Genomic DNA, 20,054 nt, shown 5'->3' with positions numbered 1-20,054 from the left:
AAGATTCACGAAGCGCAAATCTTTGTCATCATTAGTCATGCGCGCGACTCGCCCTTCTGATTTATGGTCGTGTTTGCGCGGGGCGAAACACGAGGAGTTTCGCCATGTCTCAGTTGAGCGGTATCGTGAGTTTGTTCCTGATCGCGGCGGCGTTCCTAACGTCCTGCGAAACCCAGAAGCCTCAGCAGAACTCCACGGAGCTATCCACCCTTCGGACCGCTGAATAGGTTCCTCAACGCTCGAAGGCCCCCGGACCCGGGGGCCTTCTCGATTCTGGAAGCAGCCGATCAGGCCGATCAGTGCCAGTAAGGCTTCACGTGGTAGTATTCGAAAGATGCGTCGCGGGCCGCTTCACCATCGGCGCCGGTCAATTCCTCGATCGAGTAGGCCGGTGCCGCCTTGAGCTGTTCCTTGGTGAAAGGCACGACGTAGCCGCCCATGTTTTCATCATAGTCGAGGCTTGCCCACGGAATGGCGTGATACTTCTCGCCCATGCCGAGGAAGCCGCCGAAGCCGATGACCGCGAACATGATCCCGTTCGACATCTTGTCGAGCATCACGTCCTCGATGCTGCCGATGCTGTCGCCGGCGGTGTTGTAGACCGAGGTGCCGATGACGCGCGAGGCGGCAATGGCTTCGGTGTGGCCAGACGGAGTGGTCATTGTTGTGCTCCTCTCATTTGTTTGTCCGTTGTGGACAATGAGGGGAGCGGGCGAAGGTTCCAGATTTTCGGCTGCCCTGCTACGGCCTCTTGGCGATCCGATCGAACGCCATCAGCCTTTCCAGCAATGCGGGAAGATTCTTCAAGGGCACCATGTTGGGGCCGTCGGAGGGGGCGTTGTCCGGATCCTGGTGGGTTTCGATGAACACGCCGGCAACGCCGATCGCCACGGCGGCGCGCGCGAGGGTCTCGACAAAGCGTCGTTCGCCACCGGTCGAGCCGCCTTGCCCGCCCGGCTGCTGCACGGAATGGGTGGCGTCGAAGATCACCGGCGCGCCGATCTCGGCCATGATCGGCAGCGCTCGCATGTCCGACACCAGTGTGTTGTAGCCGAAGGAGGCGCCGCGCTCGGTGACCAGCACGTTGGCGTTGCCGGAACCGGTGACCTTGGCGACGACATTCTTCATGTCCCATGGCGCCAGGAACTGACCCTTCTTGACGTTCACCACCTTGCCGGTGCGCGCCGCCGCAATCAGCAGATCCGTCTGCCGGCTGAGAAAGGCCGGTATCTGCAGCACATCCACATGCGGCGCGACCAATGCGCATTGCTCCTCGGTGTGGACGTCGGTCAGCACCGGCAGTCCGAACTCCTTGCGCAGGTCGTCGAAGATCGGCATCGCCGCCTCGATCCCGGCACCGCGCGCGCCGCCGAGCGAGGTGCGGTTGGCCTTATCGTAGCTCGTCTTGTACACCAGCCCGATACCGAGCCTTGTGGTTAGTTCCTTCAGTGCGCCGGCCATGTCGAAGGCGTGCTGGCGCGACTCGAGTTGACAGGGGCCTGCGATCAGCGACAAGGGCGCATTGTTGGCGAAAACCACCTTGCCGACGCTTACCGCGGCATTAGGCGCAAGGGGCTCGCTCATGGGATCTCCCGAAAGATGAAGGCCGCGCCCTGACCGGGTGCCGGCGGCACGACGACATCGTCGTCGCTCATGTTGTGCTCTATGGCGTTTGCCGCAAGTAGCTGGGTAGCTGCGGCGACGCTGCGAACCGCAAAGATGACGGCCGCAAATCGCAGGTCCGAAGGCTGCCTTGCCGAAGCACCGAACCGTGCGGCAAAAGCGTCGGGCGTCAGAACGGCCAGGGTCGCGTTTGGCAGGTCAGTCCTGTCGCCGTCGCTCGCGTCCTGGCCGGCAGCGATCGATATCAGTCCCCTCTGGCTCGAAGGCTCGTCGCTCACCGCCACGATCTCAACGATGCCGGTCACGCCATTGGCATGTGCCTGCAGTGCGGTGCGGTCGATCTGCGGCGCGTTGATGCGCTGGCAGGCGAACAGGAAGGCGTCCGGTGCTTTTCTATCGGCCGCGAATGCCAGTTTGAACGATGCCGTGTCGCTTTTGCCCGTGGTGTCGGTGAAGGCGCGCGAAAAGCTCAACATGTTGCCAGCCGACAGCCCCGCTTCGACATAGCGCGCGTGGTCGGCATCTGCATCGGCGGTCCCGAAGACGACCGCGGAGAAGCCCTCGTCGTCAAGCCTGCTGCGGTAAAGGCGGTCGCGCGCGACGAAGACGTTGCCTTCGCCCATCGCCCGATCGGCCGTTTTGTCATCGCCGACGGCCAGCGGTTCCAGATAGGTGCCGTCGGTGAAGAAGACACAAGCGTTCTCGGTCCCGAAAGGATGGACGCCGGTCGGGGCGACGACGAAGCCGAGCGACGAGAGGCGCTGCCTTGCAATGTGGAGGCTCCGCGTGAGCAGAACGAGATGGTCGAGCGGATGGGGCGGAGTTTTCGTCATGCCGGCGCGGTGTGCACCATTGCGGAAATCGGTTCAAGGCCTGGCGTCCAAGGCGAGCGGACGGCGCGGCTCAGGCGGCGGCCACGACGTCGGCCGAATAACGCAGCTCGCGCAACGGTTTAACCCTGCCTGTCGTCTCCGCATAGATCGGATGCGCCCTGTATGCTGCGAGCGCTGCCTCGTCCTCGAATTCGGCATAGACGACCACGTCGATCGCGTTTGAGAACAGATCGACCTTGGTATTGAGCGTCACCTCGAAGTGTTTCGAATGTGGAATCTTGCCCAGTTCCTGCAGCCCTGACCGGACGGCCTCCACATCCTCCTTGCGCCGCACGCTGAAGAAAACGATGTGCCGGATCAAACCCAGCCTCCTTGATCGACGGATGAACGCGTTTTGTGGGAGCAAGGCCGTCGCGTCAACCGGCAACGATGTCGCGCCCGCTATTTGAGCGGCAGCGTCGGGGCCTCAGGCAGCGCCGGTGACGTAACGCACGATGCGCGACATCTCCCTGACGGTCGCGTCGAGATATTGGCCCTGGTTGTAGAGGCCGTCCCAGATCAGGAAGAACGTGATGGCGACGATAACGATCACATAACGCATGGCTAAAGCTAGCGTATGTCCTCAAACCGAACCAGAGCGCCTTCACGGCAATCGTTCCAATTCACTGCTTTGTAATCGACGCACCTTTCCGGCGTCATGGGACCCAGCGCCGGCTACCTGGAGAGCTGCGGTGCGAGCACAAATGTCTCATGCGAACATGATGCAACCGCGATCGGACATCCGGCATTTTTCCGGCTGTCCGGCGCCGTCACTGCATCCTCGGGCGAGCGCCGAGCGTCGTTCGCAACAGGAGGCTTCCTTGAACCGCACCGTAACCGTCGCCGTGCTGCTGCTTGCCGTGATCTCGGCAAGTGCGGCTGACGCAAAAGTATCCTTGCCCACGGTCACCAATGACCCGCTGGGCGCGCTGACTGCCCCGACGCTGACACCGGGGGCCAGCGACCTTGTCAACAACACGCCGACATCGACCATCCAGGAGATTCGCCACCCGAGAGGAATGGCGCCGCTGACCGTGCCCAGCGATCCGCTCGGCACGTCGATCCAGCCGGCCTTCCCCGGGCCGCTCACCACGCCCGCGACCACCCCTTCGCCTTAGCCAAATCAGGCCCGCCCGGCCGCGCAACATCAAAGGGCAATGCGGTATTTGGCAAACCCCGCCTCACCCTCGCCCGCCGGCTCGATCTTCAGCGACTTCACCTGACCGATGAAATCCTTGGCCCTGGGTCCGGTCTCGAAGACAACGCTGGTTCCAGGCAGCGGCGCGAACGACCAGTTGTCGTCCGCCGACGGATTGATCGTGCCCTCGCTGATGACGTAGCGCACGATCACGTCGCGGTTGGTGTCCGGCGCCTCGTAGATGATCTTTGAAGCATTGATATCGGGGAAATTGCCGCCGCCGCCAGCGCGGTAGTTGTTGGTGGCAACCACGAATTTCGCTGCCGGATCGAGCGGCTTGCCGGCGAATTTAAGATCGACGATGCGGCTGGAGCCGGCATTGGCGACGGCGCCCTTGGTATCGTATTTCGGCGGCTGCGACAGGTCGATCTTGTAGGTGATGCCATCGATGACGTCGAAATTGTAGGAGGGGAAATCGGTGTTGATCAGCGGCTGATCCGCCTTCCCGGGCTCGATCCTGTTGAAGATGCCGGCCGACATCTCCAGCCATTCCTTGACTTGCGAGCCGGTGATTTCGACCGCGCGCACGGTGTTCGGATAAAGATAGAGATCGGCGACGTTCTTGATGGCGATATCGCCGACAGGAACGTCGGTATAGTAGTCGGCGCCGTTGCGGCCGCCTGCTTTGAACGGTGCCGCCGCAGAGAGGAGCGGCACGTCCTTCCACTCTGTGCTCTTCAGAATATCCTTGAGATACCAGCTCTGCGCCTGATTGACGATCTGCACCGAGGGATCGTCGGCGACCAAAGCGAAATAGGAATAGAGCGGCGCGGACGTCTTGCCGACGGGGCGGCGGACATAGGCGAGCGTCGCCTCGTGATCCTGCTCGAGCGCCGCGATGATGCGTTTGTCGTCGCCGACCGTAGCCTTGTTCTTGCTGTCGACCCGCTCATAGATCGGCCGCGCCTCGGAGGTGGCCGAGACGACGCGCCATTTCGAGCCATCGCGCTCAAGAAGCAGGTCGATCAGGCCCATATGCGAGCCCCAGAAGCCGCCCATCACCGCCGGCTTGCCCTGCAGAGTGCCTTTTTCGGTGTCGACGCCTTCCAGCGCCTGGAAATCCTTCTTGCCGGGGAAGACGAGATGCTGGTGCCCGGTGAAGACCGCGTCGATGCCTTCGACGCCGGCGACGAAGAAGGAGGCGTTCTCCATCATGTCGCCCTGCTTGATATCGATGCCGGAATGCGAAAGCGCAATGACGATGTCGGCGCCCTCCTCACGGATTTGCGGTACCCAGGCCTTGGCCGCCTGGACAATGTCGCGGGTCTGGACGTTGCCTTCCAGGTTTTTCAGGTCCCAGACCATGATCTGCGGCGGTACGAACCCGATCACCCCGATTTTGATCGGCTGTTCGGCGCCGGAGCCGTCCTTGATCTTCTTGTCGAGGATAACATAGGGCTTGAGGTAGAGCTTGTCGTCGCGCGGGTTCGTGGCGAGCGTCGTGCCCCGGATCAGGTTGGCGCATACGAAGGGGAAATTGGCGCCGGCCAACACCTTGTCCATGAAGGACAGGCCGTAGTTGAATTCGTGGTTGCCGAGGGTCGAGCATTCATAGCCGAGCAGGTTCATGCCCTTCATGATCGGATGCAGGTCGCCGTCCTTCATGCCCTTTTCATAGGCGATGTAGTCGCCCATCGGATTGCCCTGCAACAGGTCGCCGTTGTCGATCAGCATCGCATTGGTGGCTTGCTTGCGCACCCCGTCGATCAGCGAGGCCGTGCGCGACAGGCCCATCGTGTCGTTCGCTTTGTCGGCGTAATAGTCATAGGGCAGCAAATTCACATGGATGTCGGTCGTCTCCATGATCCTCAGATGCGCCTGATTGGCTGCGGCCCGGGCGGAGAACGGATGCAGCATGATCAGCGCTCCGCTGGCGGCGGCTCCGGCCAGGAATTCGCGGCGAGAGACGGGCAAAAGTGACATTGTTTTCCTCCTCTTAGACAACGCGACATGCCCTGCCCCTCAATCGGAACATGCCGCCGAAGGCATTTCGAGTCCATGTCTGTTGGATGTCTGTTGATCACGACACGGTGACGCGTCGATGAAAAGCAATCAGCTCTTGTCGTCGTCACCCTGAGTGATCAGGCGCGCGCTGCGCTGTCCGGTAAAATATATCCATAGCCAGCTGAGCGACACTGCGAGCCGATTGCGGAAATCGATCAGGAAATAAATGTGCGCTATCCCCCAGAGCCACCATGCGAGCCAGCCGGTGAGCTTGATCCAGCCGAAATCGATGGCGGCCGCGCGTTTGCCGATCGTCGCCAGGTCGCCGGCATGCTTGTAGCGGAAAGGGCGTGGCGTTGCGTCGCCATCGAGCCTCGCTTTGATCGTTGCAGCAACATGCCTGCCCTCCTGCTTGGCGGACGGCGCCACGCCCGGTACCGGCTTGCCGTCCGGTCGCAGCAGATGTGCCGTATCGCCGATAACAAATATCTCCGGGCTGCCCGGCACGGTGAGATCGGGCTCGACCAGCACCCTGCCCGCCCGGTCGGCGGGCGCTCCCAGCCATTCCGCCGCAGGCGAAGCGGCGACGCCGGCTGCCCATAAAATCGTCTTTGCCGGCAGGTAGGTATCGCCAAAGACGACGCCCTCGGCATCCAACTGCGTGACGGCACGGCCAAGCTCGACCGTCACGCCAAGCCGCTCCAGCGCTTTTTGAGCATAGGCCGAGAGCTCCGGTGCGAAATTGGCGAGCACACGGTCACCGGCTTCGATCAGCACAACGCGCGCCTGCCGCGTGTCGATATTGCGGAATTCGCCGCGCAGCGTGTCCTGCGCAAGCTCTGCAATGGTGCCGGCAAGCTCCACGCCGGTCGGTCCGCCGCCAACGATGACCAGCGTCAGCAATGCCTGGCGCCTGGCGGGATCGGTCTCGCGCTCGGCTTGCTCGAAGGCGAGCAGGATGCGGCGCCGGATGGTGGTGGCATCTTCCAGCGTCTTCAGCCCGGGCGCGAATGGCTCCCATTCGTCATGGCCGAAATAGGCGTGGCGCGCGCCGGTGGCGAGCACTAGCGTGTCGTAGCCGACTGCGCTCCCGTCATCGAGCAGCACGCGTTTGCCTGCGCGGTCAACACCGATGACCGTACCCAGAAGCGTCGTCACGTCCTTGCGCTTGCGTAACAGATGACGGATCGGCCAGGCGATCTCGGAAGTCGCCAGCGCGGTGGTCGCCACCTGGTAGAGCAGCGGCTGGAACAAGTGGTGATTGCGCTTGTCGATCATGGTGATGCGCACCGGTGCGCCGGCCAGCGCGCGGGTAAGTTCGAGACCGCCGAACCCGGCGCCGACGATCACGACATGATGCTTGGCTTCGTCCATTTTCAGCCACCTCGCCCAAAGCAACCCGATTGCTTAGATGTAAGCATTTTTGTGCACCGCAACAACGCCGCCGCTGGCCATGTCATTGCCTGGGAGTCGTCGTCCGGTGTCGTGTACGCGCATGTCGCCCCGGAACGCCCGGTATAGCGTGGAGCAGAACGATAGGAGTGAAGCATGTCTGACAATCGCGATGACGACGGCCCGGCCCAATACGCTTCACCGCCTTGTTTCATGCATGAGCTCGACCCGGCCTATCAGATGCCGCTGTCCGACTGGACCGATGTCCGGCGCTGGCGCAAGGCGGAGCGTGAGCGGCTGATCGGGGCGCGGCTTGCGGTTTCCGCCGATGCACGCGCGGCAATGTCACAGCGGATTGCCGAGGGCCTCGATACGCTGGTCGGCAACGTTGCCGGCCTTATGGTCAGCCTCTACTGGCCGTTCCGCGGCGAGCCGGACCTGCGCGGCTTTATGGCGTCGATCAATGCGCGCGGCGGCCGCACCGCGCTGCCCGTCGTCATCGAGAAGGGCCAGCCTTTGGTGTTCCGCGCCTACGCGCCGGGCGACCGGCTGGAGAAAGGCGTCTGGAACATCCCGATCCCGGCCGAGGGTGATCCTGTCCTGCCCGATATCGTGATCTCGCCTGTGGTCGGCATCGATCCCAGCAACTACCGGCTGGGCTATGGCGGCGGTTTTTACGATCGTACACTTGCTGCCATGCCGTTCAGGCCGCTGGTGATCGGCGTCGGCTACGAATTGCAGCGCATTCCCACCATCTATCCGCAACCGCACGACATCCCGATGACCAAGGTGGTCACCGAGGCGGCCGGAGCCTAAGGCAGTTCCACGAAAAGAGTGTAGCGGTTTCCGTCCGCAATTGCGCAAAGCAAAGACATTGAGCGGTTCGGGTTCCGGTGGAACGCTGAAACGCTCTGACCTCAGCTAGGCCATTTCCGGCCTCAACCCCACCGCTGTCCTGTCGACGATCTCGCGCAGGGCGAAGGATGAGTTGATCTTCGTCACATGCGGCATCGCCGACAGCCATTCCTTGTGGATACGCTCATAGTCGGCAAGGTCCTTGGCCGCTATACGCAGGATATAGTCGTATTCGCCCGACATCAGATGGCAGGAAAGCACGTTCGGGCAGCGTTTGATCGCCGCTTCGAAATCGGACAGCGTCTTCTCGAACTGCCCCGACAGCGATATATGCACGATCGCCGTCATCTGATGGCCGAGCGCTGCATTCGACAGTCGCGCGTGATAGCCGCGGATGGTTCCGGATTTCTCCAGATTGTCCAGGCGCCTGGAGCAGGCCGACTGCGACAGCCCAACCTTTTCGGCAAGCGCTGCATTGGGGATCCGGCCATCCTTCTGTAAAGTCTCCAGAATGGCGATATCGATCCTGTCGAGCGGCATTTTTCGAGATTCCTGCGAATATTCCGGCTTTTTGCGCAACGATTATCGAAGACCGGACGCTGCCGCAAGTGCATTCGCAAACACATGCGGAACGATTCATGCTTCACTGCGCCTCATGCATGTCGCCCTAAAACTGCGCGGCGGTTTGGGATTGGCGGCATGCCCGGAAATGTCAGGGAGAGCGCCCTTTCAAGGGCCGGACAGGAGAAGAAGATGCGCGTCGGCTGCCCCAAGGAAATCAAGAACCATGAATACCGTGTCGGTCTGACGCCCGGCTCTGTCCGCGAATATGTCGCGCACGGTCACGAAGTGCTTGTCGAGGCTGGCGCCGGCGCCGGAATAGGCGCCGACGATAACGCCTATCGCGCCGCCGGCGCCACGATCGCCAAGACGGCCGCCGACGTGTTCGCCAAGTCGGACATGATCGTCAAGGTCAAGGAGCCGCAGCCCAACGAATGGGTGCAGCTGCGCGACGGCCAGATCCTCTACACCTACCTCCACCTCGCCCCGGATCCGGAGCAGACCAAGGGCCTGCTCGCTTCGGGCGTCACGGCGATCGCCTATGAGACGGTCACCGACGACCGTGGCGGTCTTCCCCTGCTCGCACCGATGTCGGAAGTCGCCGGCCGCCTGTCGATCCAGGCCGGCGCGACCGCGCTGCAGAAAGCCAATGGCGGCCGCGGCGTGCTGCTCGGCGGCGTTCCCGGCGTGCTGCCCGGCAAGGTCACCGTGCTCGGCGGCGGCGTCGTCGGCCTGCATGCTGCGAAGATGGCTGCCGGCCTCGGCGCCGACGTCACCATCATCGACCGCTCGATCCCGCGCCTGCGCCAGCTCGACGACATTTTTGGCGGCCGTGTCCATACCCGCTACTCGACCGTCGAGGCGCTCGAAGACGAGTGCTTCTCGGCTGACATCGTCGTCGGCGCCGTGCTGATCCCGGGCGCTGCCGCACCCAAGCTGGTCACCCGAGAAATGCTCTCCGGCATGAAGAAGGGCTCGGTGCTCGTCGACGTCGCCATCGACCAGGGCGGCTGCTTCGAGACCTCGCACGCCACGACCCATGCCGACCCGACCTATGAGGTCGACGGCGTGATCCACTACTGCGTCGCCAACATGCCGGGCGCGGTTCCGGTTACCTCGGCACACGCGCTGAACAACGCCACCCTGCATCACGGCCTGCAGCTCGCCGACAAGGGCCTGAAGGCGCTCGTCGACGACCATCACCTGCGCAACGGCCTCAATGTCCACAAGGGCAAGATCACCAATCGTGCCGTCGCCGAAGCGCTGGGTTATGAGATGGTCGAACCGAAGGCGGTGCTGGCCGCCTGAAACTATTTGTCACGTAATTCCGGACGGTACCGCTGCTACAGACCTTTCCTGGAATTGCCCTCGATAAAAGCTTCCTTCTGTCGCCCGCCGGTTCTTCCGGCGGGCGTTTTTTATCGTGTTTCCAACCGGTCCTTTGCGCGAAGAGTCCGGGCAACAAAAAAGCGGAGCCAGAGCCCCGCTTCCTCGATGTTGCGATGTGCCGCCGGTCCATCCGCGGTCGGCCATCGATCAACGACCGCCCTTCTAGCGCGGTTATGCGACGGGAGTACGACAGTTTGCGGGGGCATGCGGGCCGCCGCTCAGCCATGCGAGCGAATCCGGTGCCTCTTGTGTGAAATGCTTCACATTCGGGACCCGAGAAACCTGCCTAGAGAGATTTCGCTACCTGATGGCTACGGTCGCCCTCGGTTCCGGTGAAAACCGGCCCCGCCGGCGGCTCGGGCCGAAGGCTTCTGTCACAGACTTCCAACGGCCCGCCAGACCACCGGCGGGCATTTTTTTGCCGGCGATCAAGCTCGTTCGATGCGGCACTGGTAGCAATTGTTCCGTGCCGAACGGACGTGAATGTAGGCTATGTCGTCGCGCTCGAACAAAGTCTCGGCGCGGGCCGCGATATCGCCGGTCGGAACGACGGCGCCGCTGCCGTAGACGATGCGGTCGTCCTTGCCATAACCGCGCACTATGTAGTCGCTGCTTTGGAGCATCTCAGGCAGTGCATCCGCCTCCGCGGCGCGTTGGCATTCGTCCGCATGCAGGAAGATCGGTCCGGTCTCCGCGTAAGGCTGAAGCTCCGGGAACGGCCGGTAGGCGAGGATGAGATAGCTATCGCCGGTTGCGACGTTCTTCATGCAATGCCGGCACGGCACGCCATCGCCGTCCGAAATCCTTCGCTCTGGCGTGTGGCCGTAAGCGTCGGGCCCTCCCCGCTGTAAGGCGCGCACGGCTTCGGTCGGCAGGGCTTTGAACTGGATGCTCATGGCAAAATTCTCCGGTGTCCTTGGCCGGAACTATGACGAGCCGACAGCGTCTCCCACCCGATTCCTGCCAAGCGCTTCGTGCGTCGCTCGAAGCGCAGTATCGAATTACGAACCCGAAATCACGATACTAGACTTATCGGACTCGCCATGGACCGCGCTCCGCGCCATGATGATCGCAGAAGAAGGGTGCGGCGCGCGGCCGGCTGAGGTCGGGCGATGATCCGAGCATGATACGGCCCGCAGCGACGATCCGGACGACCAAGGCGCCCCGCTGGGCTTGCATCGACACGTGGCTGCCGAGGGCCAGCCGCCGCCGGTTGCGTAAGCGGCATCGAGGCAGCCGACTGCGCCGCGCTTCCCCTTAGCTACGGCCGCATGACGCTTGCGGAGCGCTCGGCGAAGGTCAGCGGATGCACGACCTCTTTCTTCTGCGCAACCGGCGTAAAGCCAAGCTTCTGGTAAAGCGGCAGCGCCGCCGGGTGGTCGAGCGTGCAGGTCTGCACGGTGATGCGCTTCGGCCCATACGACCACGCGGCCGAGATGGCCGCTCCCAGGAACCAGCGGCCGATACCCTGGCCGTGAGCATGTTCCATCATACCGAAATAGGCGAGTTCCACTTCCTCGGGCAGATGCGGCTTGAGGTCGAAGAAGCCGGCGGGAGAGCCGTCCAGGTAGAGCACGCTGATGTCGCGGTCCTCACGATGCAGGCCGGCGGCCAGTTCCTCGTCGCTCAGTCTAAGCACGTTGACCCAGTGCCATTTGCGCCCGACGCGATCCATCAGGTAGCGGTAGAAATGCAGCGGAATGTCCTTGGTCCTCAGCAAGGCGATCTGCCGGTTGTAGGGCAGCGGGGGAGATGAAGCCGGCGGTGCGTGCATTTCGAGGAATGTGACCGTGACATCGATATCCTTCGGTCCACCGTTTTCCATCGCCGTCATTCCTTGCCCGTCACCACGGGCGTGTCGCTCAGCCCACCCCATTCGGTCCATGAGCCGTCGTACAGCCTGTTGTCGGTATGGCCAAGCGTCTCCAGCGCCAACGTGATCGCCGCCGCGGTGATGCCCGATCCGCACGAGGTGACGACCGGCTTTGTAAGATCGATGCCGGCCTCCTCAATGACCATGCGCAAGCGGTCCTTGGGTAGCAGTTCGCCATTCTCGGCAAGCGCGGCAACCGGAACATTGCGAGCGCCCGGCATATGGCCGGAACGGACGCCGGGACGCGGTTCGGGATCGGTGCCGGCGAAACGCCCGGGTGAGCGCGCATCGGCGATCTGGCTTTCTCCGCTTCCAACGATCCGGCGCATTTCGTCGAGGCTGACAACCCGGCTTGCATCGAAATCGGCATAAAAGACGCAAGGTGCGATCCGGGTCTGCTCCGCCGTTACCGGCCGCCCTTCCGCCTTCCAGCGGTCGAAGCCGCCATTCAGGATATAGACCTGGAAGACGCCCATGACGCGGAACATCCACCAGGCGCGCGGCGCCGAGAAATAGCCTGGACCGTCATAGATGACGATCGTGTCGTCGGCCGAAACGCCCATCGAGCCGACATATTGCGCGAAATATTGGGGCGACGCCAATGTGTGCGGCAGCTTGGAATCCGGGTCCGAGACGGCGTCCTGATCGAGGAAGCGCGCAGCTGGAATATGGGCGTCGTCATACTCGGCGCGGGCGTCGCGTTTCTGCGCCGGCAGGTACCAGGACGCGTCAATGATGGTCAGTCCTGGCGTTCCCAACCGCTTCTCGAGCCAATCCGCGTCGACGATGAATGGGCTGTCTTCGGCCATTTTTCCTCTCCTGCCCGCTCCTCGCGACTGTGGTAGGTGTTGCTCGTCAATTCGTCGGCATCGGCCCGAAGCGGATGCGGAAGCGCCTGTTCTCGCGGCCCTTCTTTTCGATCTTGCCGATATGGATCTCGCCGATTTCGCCGGTGCTCTTCACATGGGTGCCGCCGCAAGGCTGACTGTCGATTGAGGCATTCTCGCCGATGCAGACCAAGCGAATGCGGCCGGTGCCGACGGGCGGCCGCACGTTCTTCGATTTGACAAGCCCGGGATTGGCCGAAAGTTCCTCGTCGGTGATCAGCCGCGTGAAGACGGGATGGTTGGCCCGCACAAGCTCCATCAACCTCGCTGTCACGTCCTCCTTGCTGAAGCCGGCATCGGGAATGTCGAAATCGACGCGGCTGTCGTCCTCGGCGACCGCTGCCCCTGTGATCGGAAACGGGCAGACGACGGTGAGCAGATGACACGCGGAGTGCATACGCATCAGAAGATGCCGCCGCCGCCAGTCGATGTCGAGCTTCAGCTTTTCACCGACGGCCGGTAGGGCCTGTTCAGGCGCTGGCACATGGATGATCTCGTCCTTGGTCTCGCCGGTCATGGTGGCGGCGATCGCGATGCGGCTGCCGTCGGCGCGCTCCAACATGCCCGTATCGCCTGGCTGTCCGCCCGACGTGGCATAGAAGATCGTGCGGTCGAGAAGGATGCCGCCGCGGTCATTGATGGCGACGACTTGCGCCTCCGCCGTGCTCAGATAGGCGTCGTCGCGAAACAGCGCTTCGGTTCTCTGCGCCATCAGGCCACCTTTTCGAACGGCACCGGGATGCTGGTTTTTTCGTCCATCCAGCCTGGGACCGGCAGGTTCTTGCTTCGCAGGAACTCGGGATTGAACAGCTTCGACTGGTAGCGCGTGCCGTAGTCGGCGAGGATCGTCACGATGGTATGGCCGGGGCCAAGCTCGCGCGCCAGCCGAATGGCGCCGGCGATGTTAATGCCCGTCGAGCCGCCGACGCACAGTCCCTCTTCCTGGATCAGATCGAAGATGATCGGCAATGCCTCCTCGTCCGGTATCTGGTAGGAGAAGTCCGGCGTGAAGCCGTCGAGATTGGCGGTGATGCGACCCTGGCCGATGCCTTCGGTAATCGAGCTGCCGTCGGCTTTCAGCTCACCGCTGGTATAGAAGCTGTAGAGCGCAGCACCCAACGGATCGGCAAGTGCGATCTTGACGTGCCTGCTCTTGGCCTTGAGCCCGAGCGCAACGCCGGCGAGCGTGCCGCCGGAGCCGACGGCGGACACGAAGCCGTCGACCTTGCCGCCGGTTTGGATCCAGATCTCCTCGGCAGTCGTGCGGATGTGGCCGTCGCGGTTCGCGACATTGTCGAACTGGTTCGCCCAGATCGCGCCGTTCGGCTCCGACCGTGCCATCTGCTCGGCGAGCCGCCCCGAAAGCTTCACATAGTTGTTCGGGTTCTTGTACGGCACGGCCGGCACTTCGATCAGCTCGGCTCCCAGGATCTTGATCGTGTCCTTCTTCTCCTGGCTTTGCGTGTCGGGGATGACAATGACTGTCCGGTAGCCGAGCGCCTTGGCGACCAGCGTGAGGCCAATGCCGGTGTTGCCGGCGGTCCCTTCGACGATGACACCACCGGGCCTCAGCAATCCGCGATGTTCGGCGTCCCTGATGATGAAGAGGCCTGCACGGTCCTTGACCGATTGTCCCGGATTCATGAATTCGGCCTTGCCCAGGATCTCGCAGCCGGTTGCGTCCGAAGCCTTGTTGAGCCGGATCAGGGGGGTGTTGCCGATCGCTTCGATCACATTACGGGGCATGGGGATTCCTTTATGCGTGCGGCGAGACCCTAAAAACCGGAAGCCGCGGTTTCAAGGCAAGATTTTGCCTGGTCCAGTCGCATTCGGGACGCTGCAATGCTCCCGAGCATTTCAACGATGTCATCCAAAAGCGCTCTTTTCATCCCATTTCTTCGCCGCTAGAGCACTAGCCCAGATAATTCGCAGGACTTCCAATGACACTCTACCGGGCCAACCCGAAAGACGGTGTCGCCTGGATCACGGGCGGCAGCAGCGGCCTCGGCCGGGCGCTGGCCAAGGACCTGGCGAGGCAAGGCTATGCCGTCGCGGTGACGGCGCTGGCCAGCGATCCAGCCGATACGCTGCTGGTTGAGACCGCGCAGATGGCCGGCCACGTGAAATCCTTTCCCTGCGATGTGACCGACGAAGAAGGGATGGCACGCACTGTCGCGGCGATCGAGAAAGACATGGGGCCGATCGTGCTCGCCGTCTTCAACGCCGGCAACTACATCGCCACCCCCGGTGAGCATCTCGTGGTGCGCGATTTTCATCGTTCCTTCGCCGTCAATTATTTCGGCATCGTCAACGGACTGGTGCCTGCGGTCGACTATATGCGCACGCGAGGACGCGGGCATGTCGTCCTGGTCGGGTCGGTCACGGCCTATTCCGGCTGGCCGACCACCGCCGCCTATGGCGGCACCAAAGCGGCAATCAACATCCTGGCGGAATCGCTAAAATACGACTTCGACAAGATGAACATCCGCATCCAGGTGATGAATCCGGGCTTCGTCGACACGCCGCTGACCGAGAAGAACATGCTGCCGATGCCGGGCCTGATGCCTGTTCACCGGGCATCGCGCCGCATGGCGCGCGGCATCCGGAGGGGAGGCTTCGAAGTCACCTTCCCCTATCACATAAGCTGGCCGCTGAAGCTGCTGGGCCTGCTGCCGCGACCCGTAGGCCGACTGGTGATCGGGCTGACCACCAGCTGGCGGGGACGGCCGTTGTATTTCGACCGCAAGACGCCGGGCTAAAAAAGTCCAACGGACAAAGCGGCGTAAAGCGCCTCGCGCTGAAACGCATTCAGGCAACGCGCTTTATGCCTTTCTATGCAAGTCGTTTCGCAAAACCGTCGCAGGCTTTGCACGACATCCGCTGATCCGGGAGAGATTGCCTCTCGGTGGGCACCGCCATAGGTTGAGAATTGTTGCTTGGAGTTGGTCATGGGGCGACGGATCTTGCTTGCGGTACTGGGTCTCGTCGTTATCCTCCTCTCAGGCTTTTACCTCGGCCCACGCGTGGCGGTCGATACGACGATCCGTTTCGATCCTTCGGCGATCGGCGACGATCCGCAGGCCTATCTGGCGCGCGAAGAAGCGGCCGTGCCCAATATCCGTGACGGGTTGGACAAGGAGATCATCTGGGCGAATCCGTTGGTTCACGCCAAGACCAAGCTTGCGATCGTCTACATCCACGGGTTTTCGGCATCCAAGGGCGAGATCCGGCCGCTGCCGGACGACGTCGCCGGGGAGATCGAGGCCAATCTCTTCTACACCCGCCTGACCGGCCACGGGCAGGACGGCGCGGCCATTGCCGAAGGCAGCGTGAATGCCTGGATCAACGACTATGAGGAGGCACTGGCGATCGGGCGCGCGATCGGCGAGAAGGTGATCGTTATCGCCACCTCGACTGGCGCCTCACTGGCGACATGGGCTGCAGCCCAGCCTGGTGCTTCCGACGGCGTCGCGGCAATCGCATTCATCTCGCCTAATTTCGGCGTCAAGGCGTCGGGCGCCGAGGTCCTTACACTGCCTTGGGGCAGAGAGATTGCCGAGCTCGTCGGCGGCAGGGAGCGCAGTTTTCCGGCGCGCAATGCGCTGCACGAAAAATTCTGGACCACCAAATATCCGATCGCGGCGGCCTTGCCGATGGCTGCGCTCACCGAGCTCGCCTATCGCGCGCCGGTCGAGAAGGCGACCATCCCTGCCCTGTTCATCTTCTCGGATGCCGACAAGGTGGTCCGGCCGGACCGCACGCGCGAGGTCGCCGGCCGCTGGGGCGGTCCGCACGAACTGGTGCCGGTCGACGATACGGGCGATCCGGACAACCACGTCATTGCAGGCGATGCGCTATCGCCGCAGACCACGGGCTTTCTGACAGAGCGGATCGTGGTGTGGGTGAAGGCGCTGATGCAGCAGCAATCAAGTCCGTGAGACGACCAACGGCCGGAGCGTTGCTTCCGGCCGTTATGCGATTTCAATCAAACCTCGGTGCGACTTTAAGCGGCCCGGTTCGCAGGACGCTTGCCGCCGAAGCGGCGCTTGTTGTTGCCCTTGAAGCGCTTGAAGCCATCAGGCTTGTGCTCGCCATTCGGCTTGGCGCCCGCAGGACGTTCGCCTTGCGGCTTGGGCGCGAATTGGCGCTCGCCACCGGGCTTGCCGCCGAAGCGCTTCTTGCCGTTGTTGCCGCTGCCGGGACGGCGGCCGTCACGACGGCCGCCATGGTGCTCGCGGTCATTGGCCGGCTCGAAATGACGCTCGGTCCTTTCCTTCGGATCGCGCTGCGGGTCGGGGCTGCCGAGATGATCGGCAATGACGGGAAGCTTCATGCGGATGATGCGCTCGACCTGCCGCAGCTTGCCGTTCTCCGATGGATCGCAAAGCGTGATCGCGATGCCGTCCCTGCCGTTGCGGCCGGTACGGCCGATACGGTGGACATAGCTCTCCGCTTCGTCCGGCAGGTCGAAATTCACGACATGGCTGATGCCTGGGACGTCGATGCCGCGCGCGGCGATATCGGTCGCCACCAAAATACGCACCGAGCCGTCGCGGAAATCGTTGAGCGCCTTCTGACGCGCGTTCTGCGACTTGTTGCCGTGGATCACTGCGGCGTCGAAGCCGTCGCGGGCAAGGTCCTTGGTGACGCGGTCGGCGCCATGCTTGGTGCGCGAGAACACGATGACCGAGCGCATCGCCTCGTCGGCCAGCATCTTGGACAGCACTTGGCGCTTCTGCTTGGTGCGGGCAAGCACCACGCTTTGCACGATCTCGGCCGCCGTCGTGCTCTGCGGGGAGACTTCGATGCGGACGGCGTCCTTCAGCAAGCCCTTGGCGAGTTCCGCGATCTCGTTCGGCATGGTGGCCGAGAACAGCGCGGTCTGGCGGTTCGGCGCGGTCGCCTTGGCGATGCGCTTGACGTCGTTGATGAAGCCCATGTCGAGCATGCGGTCGCCCTCGTCGAGCACCAGCCATTTGGTATCGGCAAGGATGAGGTCGCCTTCCCGCACCAGGTCGGTCAGCCGGCCGGGCGTGGCGATCAGGATATCGACGCCGGGTGCGATCTTCTTCACCTGGCTGTAGCGGGAGACGCCGCCGAGCACGAGCGCGGTCGAGATGTGCGCGCCCTTGGCGAGCAGCTTGATGGTGTCCTCGATCTGTACCGCTAGCTCGCGTGTCGGCGCCAGGATCAGCGCGCGCGCCGTCTTTGGCCGGCGCTTCGTGCCGAGCCCGATGATCTTCGACAGGATCGGCAGCGCGAAAGCCGCCGTCTTGCCCGAACCGGTCTGAGCAATGCCGAATATGTCACGGCCTTCGAGCTGCGGCGGGATCGCCTGCACCTGGATCGGCTTCGGATCCATGAAGCCCGCGGCATTGGCGGCCTTGAGCAGCGCGCCGGTGATTCCAAGGGTAGCGAAACCGTTCTGGTCCGCCTGATTTTCATTGGTCAAAATAGTCTTCTTTCACGCGGCCCTGTAGCCGCAAACATCATGGCGGCAGGGCGCAACCTGCCGTCGAAAAATTGTCAGGAAACGACAAGGCGGCGGACGGGGAGCGTCCGCGCGGCTGCGCTGTCGTGCCCGCAGGCGTCATGCCCCGGGGCTCTTTCGCCAGCTTGCCGATCGACGGGAGGGCCCACCGGAAAGAGGGAAAACAGACGCAACCAGTCTCAATTAGTAGAGAAAGCCGAAGTTCGGCCCAAGCGCCTATGCGACCGCATATGGCCGAGTCCGCCGCAAAATGCAAGGGTGGATGTTGCAGCGCAACAAAACGGCGTGCGAAAAGCGACGCTTGCGCTGCGCTGCCCTCACGATTACCACAAACCACCTTTCTATGGTGGGGGCAGCGATGAAGGACGTGCTGAAGGAACTCGAGCGCCGCCGCGAGATCGCCCGGATGGGCGGCGGCAAGCAACGGATCGAGGCCCAGCACAAGAAGGGCAAGCTCACCGCCCGCGAGCGCATCGACGTCTTCCTCGACGAGGGTTCGTTCGAGGAGTTCGACATGTATGTCGAGCACCGCTCAACCGACTTCGGCATGGAGAAAACCAAGATCGCGGGCGACGGCGTCGTCACAGGCTGGGGCACCGTCAACGGCCGTCCAGTCTACCTTTTTGCCAAGGATTTCACCGTCTTCGGCGGCTCGCTGTCTGAGGCGCATGCCGAGAAGGTGGTCAAGGTGCAGGAGATGGCGCTGCGCAATCGCGCGCCGATCATCGGCCTCTACGACGCGGGCGGCGCACGCATCCAGGAAGGCGTGGCCGCGCTCGGCGGCTATGCCGAGATTTTTCTGCGCAACGTGCTCGCCTCCGGTGTCATCCCGCAGATTTCGCTGATCATGGGCCCGTGCGCCGGCGGCGATGTCTATTCGCCGGCCATGACCGACTTCATCTTCATGGTGCGCGACACCTCCTACATGTTCGTCACCGGGCCGGACGTGGTGAAGACGGTGACCAATGAGACGGTGACGGCCGAAAGCCTCGGCGGCGCCACGGTACACACGACCCGATCCTCCATCGCCGACGGCGCCTATGACAACGATGTCGAGGCGCTGCTGCAGATGCGCCGGCTGATTGACCTGTTGCCGGCGTCCAATACCGCAGAGATTCCCGAGATCGAATGCTACCAGTCGGTGACGGACCATGACATGTCGCTCGACCGGCTGATTCCGGACAACGCCAACAAGCCCTACGACATCAAGGAACTGATCCTGAAGGTTGCCGACGAAGGCGACTTCTTCGAGATCCAGGCGAGCTTCGCCAGGAACATTGTCACCGGCTTCGGCCGTGTGGAGGGGCGAACCGTCGGCTTCGTCGCCAACCAGCCGATGGTTCTGGCCGGCGTGCTCGACTCCGACGCCAGCCGCAAGGCGGCGCGCTTCGTGCGCTTCTGCGACTGCTTCTCGATCCCGATCGTTACCTTGGTCGACGTTCCAGGCTTTCTGCCCGGCACCGCGCAGGAATATGGCGGGCTGATCAAGCATGGCGCAAAACTGCTGTTCGCCTATGCCGAAGCCACCGTGCCGAAGATCACCGTGATCACCCGTAAGGCCTATGGCGGCGCCTATGACGTGATGGCGTCGAAGCACCTGCGCGGCGACATGAACTATGCCTGGCCGACGGCGCAGATCGCGGTGATGGGCGCAAGGGGCGCGGTCGAGATCATCTACCGCAAGGACATCGGCAACGCGGAGAAGATCGCCGCCCACACCAAAGCATACGAGGATCGGTTCCTGTCGCCCTTCGTAGCGGCCGAACGCGGCTATATCGACGAGGTGATCATGCCGCATTCGACGCGCCGCCGGATCGCGCGGGCGCTGCGCATGCTGCGCAACAAGGATATGCAGAACCCCTGGAAGAAGCACGACAACATTCCGCTGTGAGGCGGTGGTGTCGCGACTGGTCCTTGTAGCTGGCAAGCATTTCGGCAGGTCCGCCGTTATTCTCGTTGATTAGCCCCT

Annotated in this window: 20 protein-coding genes; 6 read left to right on the top strand and 14 right to left on the bottom strand. The window is 62.8% G+C overall.

The features are described 5' to 3' along the window. Positions 1–296: 296 nt before the first annotated feature. From P9230_RS26425 to P9230_RS26405, 5 genes are all read right to left on the bottom strand, one after another. Positions 297–662, bottom strand: coding sequence for a PRC-barrel domain-containing protein (locus P9230_RS26425; protein ID WP_066989666.1), 366 nt, complete (start codon positions 660–662; stop codon positions 297–299). A 79-nt stretch (positions 663–741) separates the two neighbouring features. Further along, the gene (gene kdsA, locus P9230_RS26420) at positions 742–1,584 is read right to left on the bottom strand and encodes a 3-deoxy-8-phosphooctulonate synthase (protein ID WP_067321392.1); all 843 of its coding nucleotides are present in this window, start codon (positions 1,582–1,584) and stop codon (positions 742–744) included. Then, entirely contained in the window at positions 1,581–2,456 is an 876-nt protein-coding gene (locus tag P9230_RS26415) for a VOC family protein (protein ID WP_278121132.1), read from the bottom strand. The genes kdsA and P9230_RS26415 overlap by 4 nt, the downstream gene beginning before the upstream one ends. 70 nt (positions 2,457–2,526) lie before the next feature. Further along, complete coding sequence (locus tag P9230_RS26410) at positions 2,527–2,817, bottom strand: Dabb family protein (RefSeq protein ID WP_066989660.1); 291 nt, start codon at positions 2,815–2,817, stop codon at positions 2,527–2,529. A gap of 105 nt (positions 2,818–2,922) precedes the next feature. Continuing rightward, a complete protein-coding gene (locus P9230_RS26405) occupies positions 2,923–3,057 on the bottom strand; it encodes a hypothetical protein (protein WP_259979787.1) in 135 nt (44 codons plus the stop codon). Positions 3,058–3,316: 259 nt separating this feature from the next. Between P9230_RS26405 and P9230_RS26400 the strand changes: the two genes are divergently transcribed. Then, a complete protein-coding gene (locus P9230_RS26400) occupies positions 3,317–3,613 on the top strand; it encodes a hypothetical protein (protein ID WP_095827660.1) in 297 nt (98 codons plus the stop codon). Positions 3,614–3,642: 29 nt separating this feature from the next. On the opposite strand, the gene P9230_RS26395 is transcribed toward P9230_RS26400, so the two are convergent. Both P9230_RS26395 and P9230_RS26390 read right to left on the bottom strand, forming a co-directional pair. Continuing rightward, positions 3,643–5,616 carry a bifunctional 2',3'-cyclic-nucleotide 2'-phosphodiesterase/3'-nucleotidase gene (locus P9230_RS26395; RefSeq protein WP_278121131.1) on the bottom strand — a complete coding sequence of 658 codons (1,974 nt, stop codon included), beginning with the start codon at positions 5,614–5,616 and terminating at the stop codon, positions 3,643–3,645. A 129-nt stretch (positions 5,617–5,745) separates the two neighbouring features. Next, on the bottom strand, positions 5,746–7,011 hold the full coding sequence (locus P9230_RS26390) for an NAD(P)/FAD-dependent oxidoreductase (RefSeq protein ID WP_095825441.1): 1,266 nt from the start codon (positions 7,009–7,011) through the stop codon (positions 5,746–5,748). 174 nt (positions 7,012–7,185) lie between these two features. Between P9230_RS26390 and P9230_RS26385 the strand changes: the two genes are divergently transcribed. Next, positions 7,186–7,845, top strand: a complete 660-nt coding sequence (locus P9230_RS26385) for a 5-formyltetrahydrofolate cyclo-ligase (RefSeq protein ID WP_278121130.1) — start codon at positions 7,186–7,188, stop codon at positions 7,843–7,845. A gap of 105 nt (positions 7,846–7,950) precedes the next feature. Here P9230_RS26385 and P9230_RS26380 read toward each other — a convergent pair whose 3' ends face one another. Next, the gene (locus tag P9230_RS26380; RefSeq protein ID WP_059188527.1) at positions 7,951–8,424 is read right to left on the bottom strand and encodes an Lrp/AsnC family transcriptional regulator; all 474 of its coding nucleotides are present in this window, start codon (positions 8,422–8,424) and stop codon (positions 7,951–7,953) included. A 213-nt stretch (positions 8,425–8,637) separates the two neighbouring features. On the opposite strand from P9230_RS26380, the gene ald reads away from it, so the two are divergent. Continuing rightward, the gene (gene ald / locus P9230_RS26375) at positions 8,638–9,753 is read left to right on the top strand and encodes an alanine dehydrogenase (RefSeq protein ID WP_067321621.1); all 1,116 of its coding nucleotides are present in this window, start codon (positions 8,638–8,640) and stop codon (positions 9,751–9,753) included. A 509-nt stretch (positions 9,754–10,262) separates the two neighbouring features. Here the strand turns inward: ald and P9230_RS26370 are convergent. From P9230_RS26370 to P9230_RS26350, 5 genes are all read right to left on the bottom strand, one after another. Then, on the bottom strand, positions 10,263–10,730 hold the full coding sequence (locus P9230_RS26370) for a DUF1203 domain-containing protein (RefSeq protein WP_095825442.1): 468 nt from the start codon (positions 10,728–10,730) through the stop codon (positions 10,263–10,265). 365 nt (positions 10,731–11,095) lie between these two features. Further along, entirely contained in the window at positions 11,096–11,659 is a 564-nt protein-coding gene (locus P9230_RS26365) for a GNAT family N-acetyltransferase (RefSeq protein WP_067321624.1), read from the bottom strand. A 5-nt stretch (positions 11,660–11,664) separates the two neighbouring features. After that, entirely contained in the window at positions 11,665–12,516 is an 852-nt protein-coding gene (gene sseA, locus P9230_RS26360) for a 3-mercaptopyruvate sulfurtransferase (protein WP_127239787.1), read from the bottom strand. A 46-nt stretch (positions 12,517–12,562) separates the two neighbouring features. Continuing rightward, a complete protein-coding gene (locus P9230_RS26355) occupies positions 12,563–13,306 on the bottom strand; it encodes an alanyl-tRNA editing protein (protein WP_127239786.1) in 744 nt (247 codons plus the stop codon). Further along, positions 13,306–14,340, bottom strand: a complete 1,035-nt coding sequence (locus tag P9230_RS26350) for a cysteine synthase A (protein ID WP_278121129.1) — start codon at positions 14,338–14,340, stop codon at positions 13,306–13,308. Before P9230_RS26350 ends, P9230_RS26355 begins: the two co-directional genes overlap by 1 nt. A gap of 194 nt (positions 14,341–14,534) precedes the next feature. On the opposite strand from P9230_RS26350, the gene P9230_RS26345 reads away from it, so the two are divergent. Together P9230_RS26345 and P9230_RS26340 are read left to right on the top strand one after the other, a co-directional pair. Beyond that, the gene (locus P9230_RS26345; protein ID WP_278121128.1) at positions 14,535–15,353 is read left to right on the top strand and encodes an SDR family oxidoreductase; all 819 of its coding nucleotides are present in this window, start codon (positions 14,535–14,537) and stop codon (positions 15,351–15,353) included. Positions 15,354–15,542: 189 nt separating this feature from the next. After that, positions 15,543–16,532 (top strand): alpha/beta fold hydrolase, encoded by a 990-nt coding sequence (locus P9230_RS26340; RefSeq protein WP_095825446.1) that lies wholly within the window; start codon positions 15,543–15,545, stop codon positions 16,530–16,532. A 65-nt stretch (positions 16,533–16,597) separates the two neighbouring features. On the opposite strand, the gene P9230_RS26335 is transcribed toward P9230_RS26340, so the two are convergent. After that, positions 16,598–18,046 (bottom strand): DEAD/DEAH box helicase, encoded by a 1,449-nt coding sequence (locus P9230_RS26335; protein WP_164763830.1) that lies wholly within the window; start codon positions 18,044–18,046, stop codon positions 16,598–16,600. Positions 18,047–18,443: 397 nt separating this feature from the next. On the opposite strand from P9230_RS26335, the gene P9230_RS26330 reads away from it, so the two are divergent. Beyond that, entirely contained in the window at positions 18,444–19,976 is a 1,533-nt protein-coding gene (locus tag P9230_RS26330) for an acyl-CoA carboxylase subunit beta (RefSeq protein ID WP_278121127.1), read from the top strand. Positions 19,977–20,054 lie beyond the last annotated feature (78 nt).

Origin of the sequence: Mesorhizobium sp. WSM4887 (assembly GCF_029625865.1) — a bacterium.
Taxonomy (GTDB): Bacteria; Pseudomonadota; Alphaproteobacteria; order Rhizobiales; family Rhizobiaceae; genus Mesorhizobium.
Note: the sequence above shows the minus strand (reverse complement) of the source record. Positions and strands in the feature narration are given on the sequence as shown.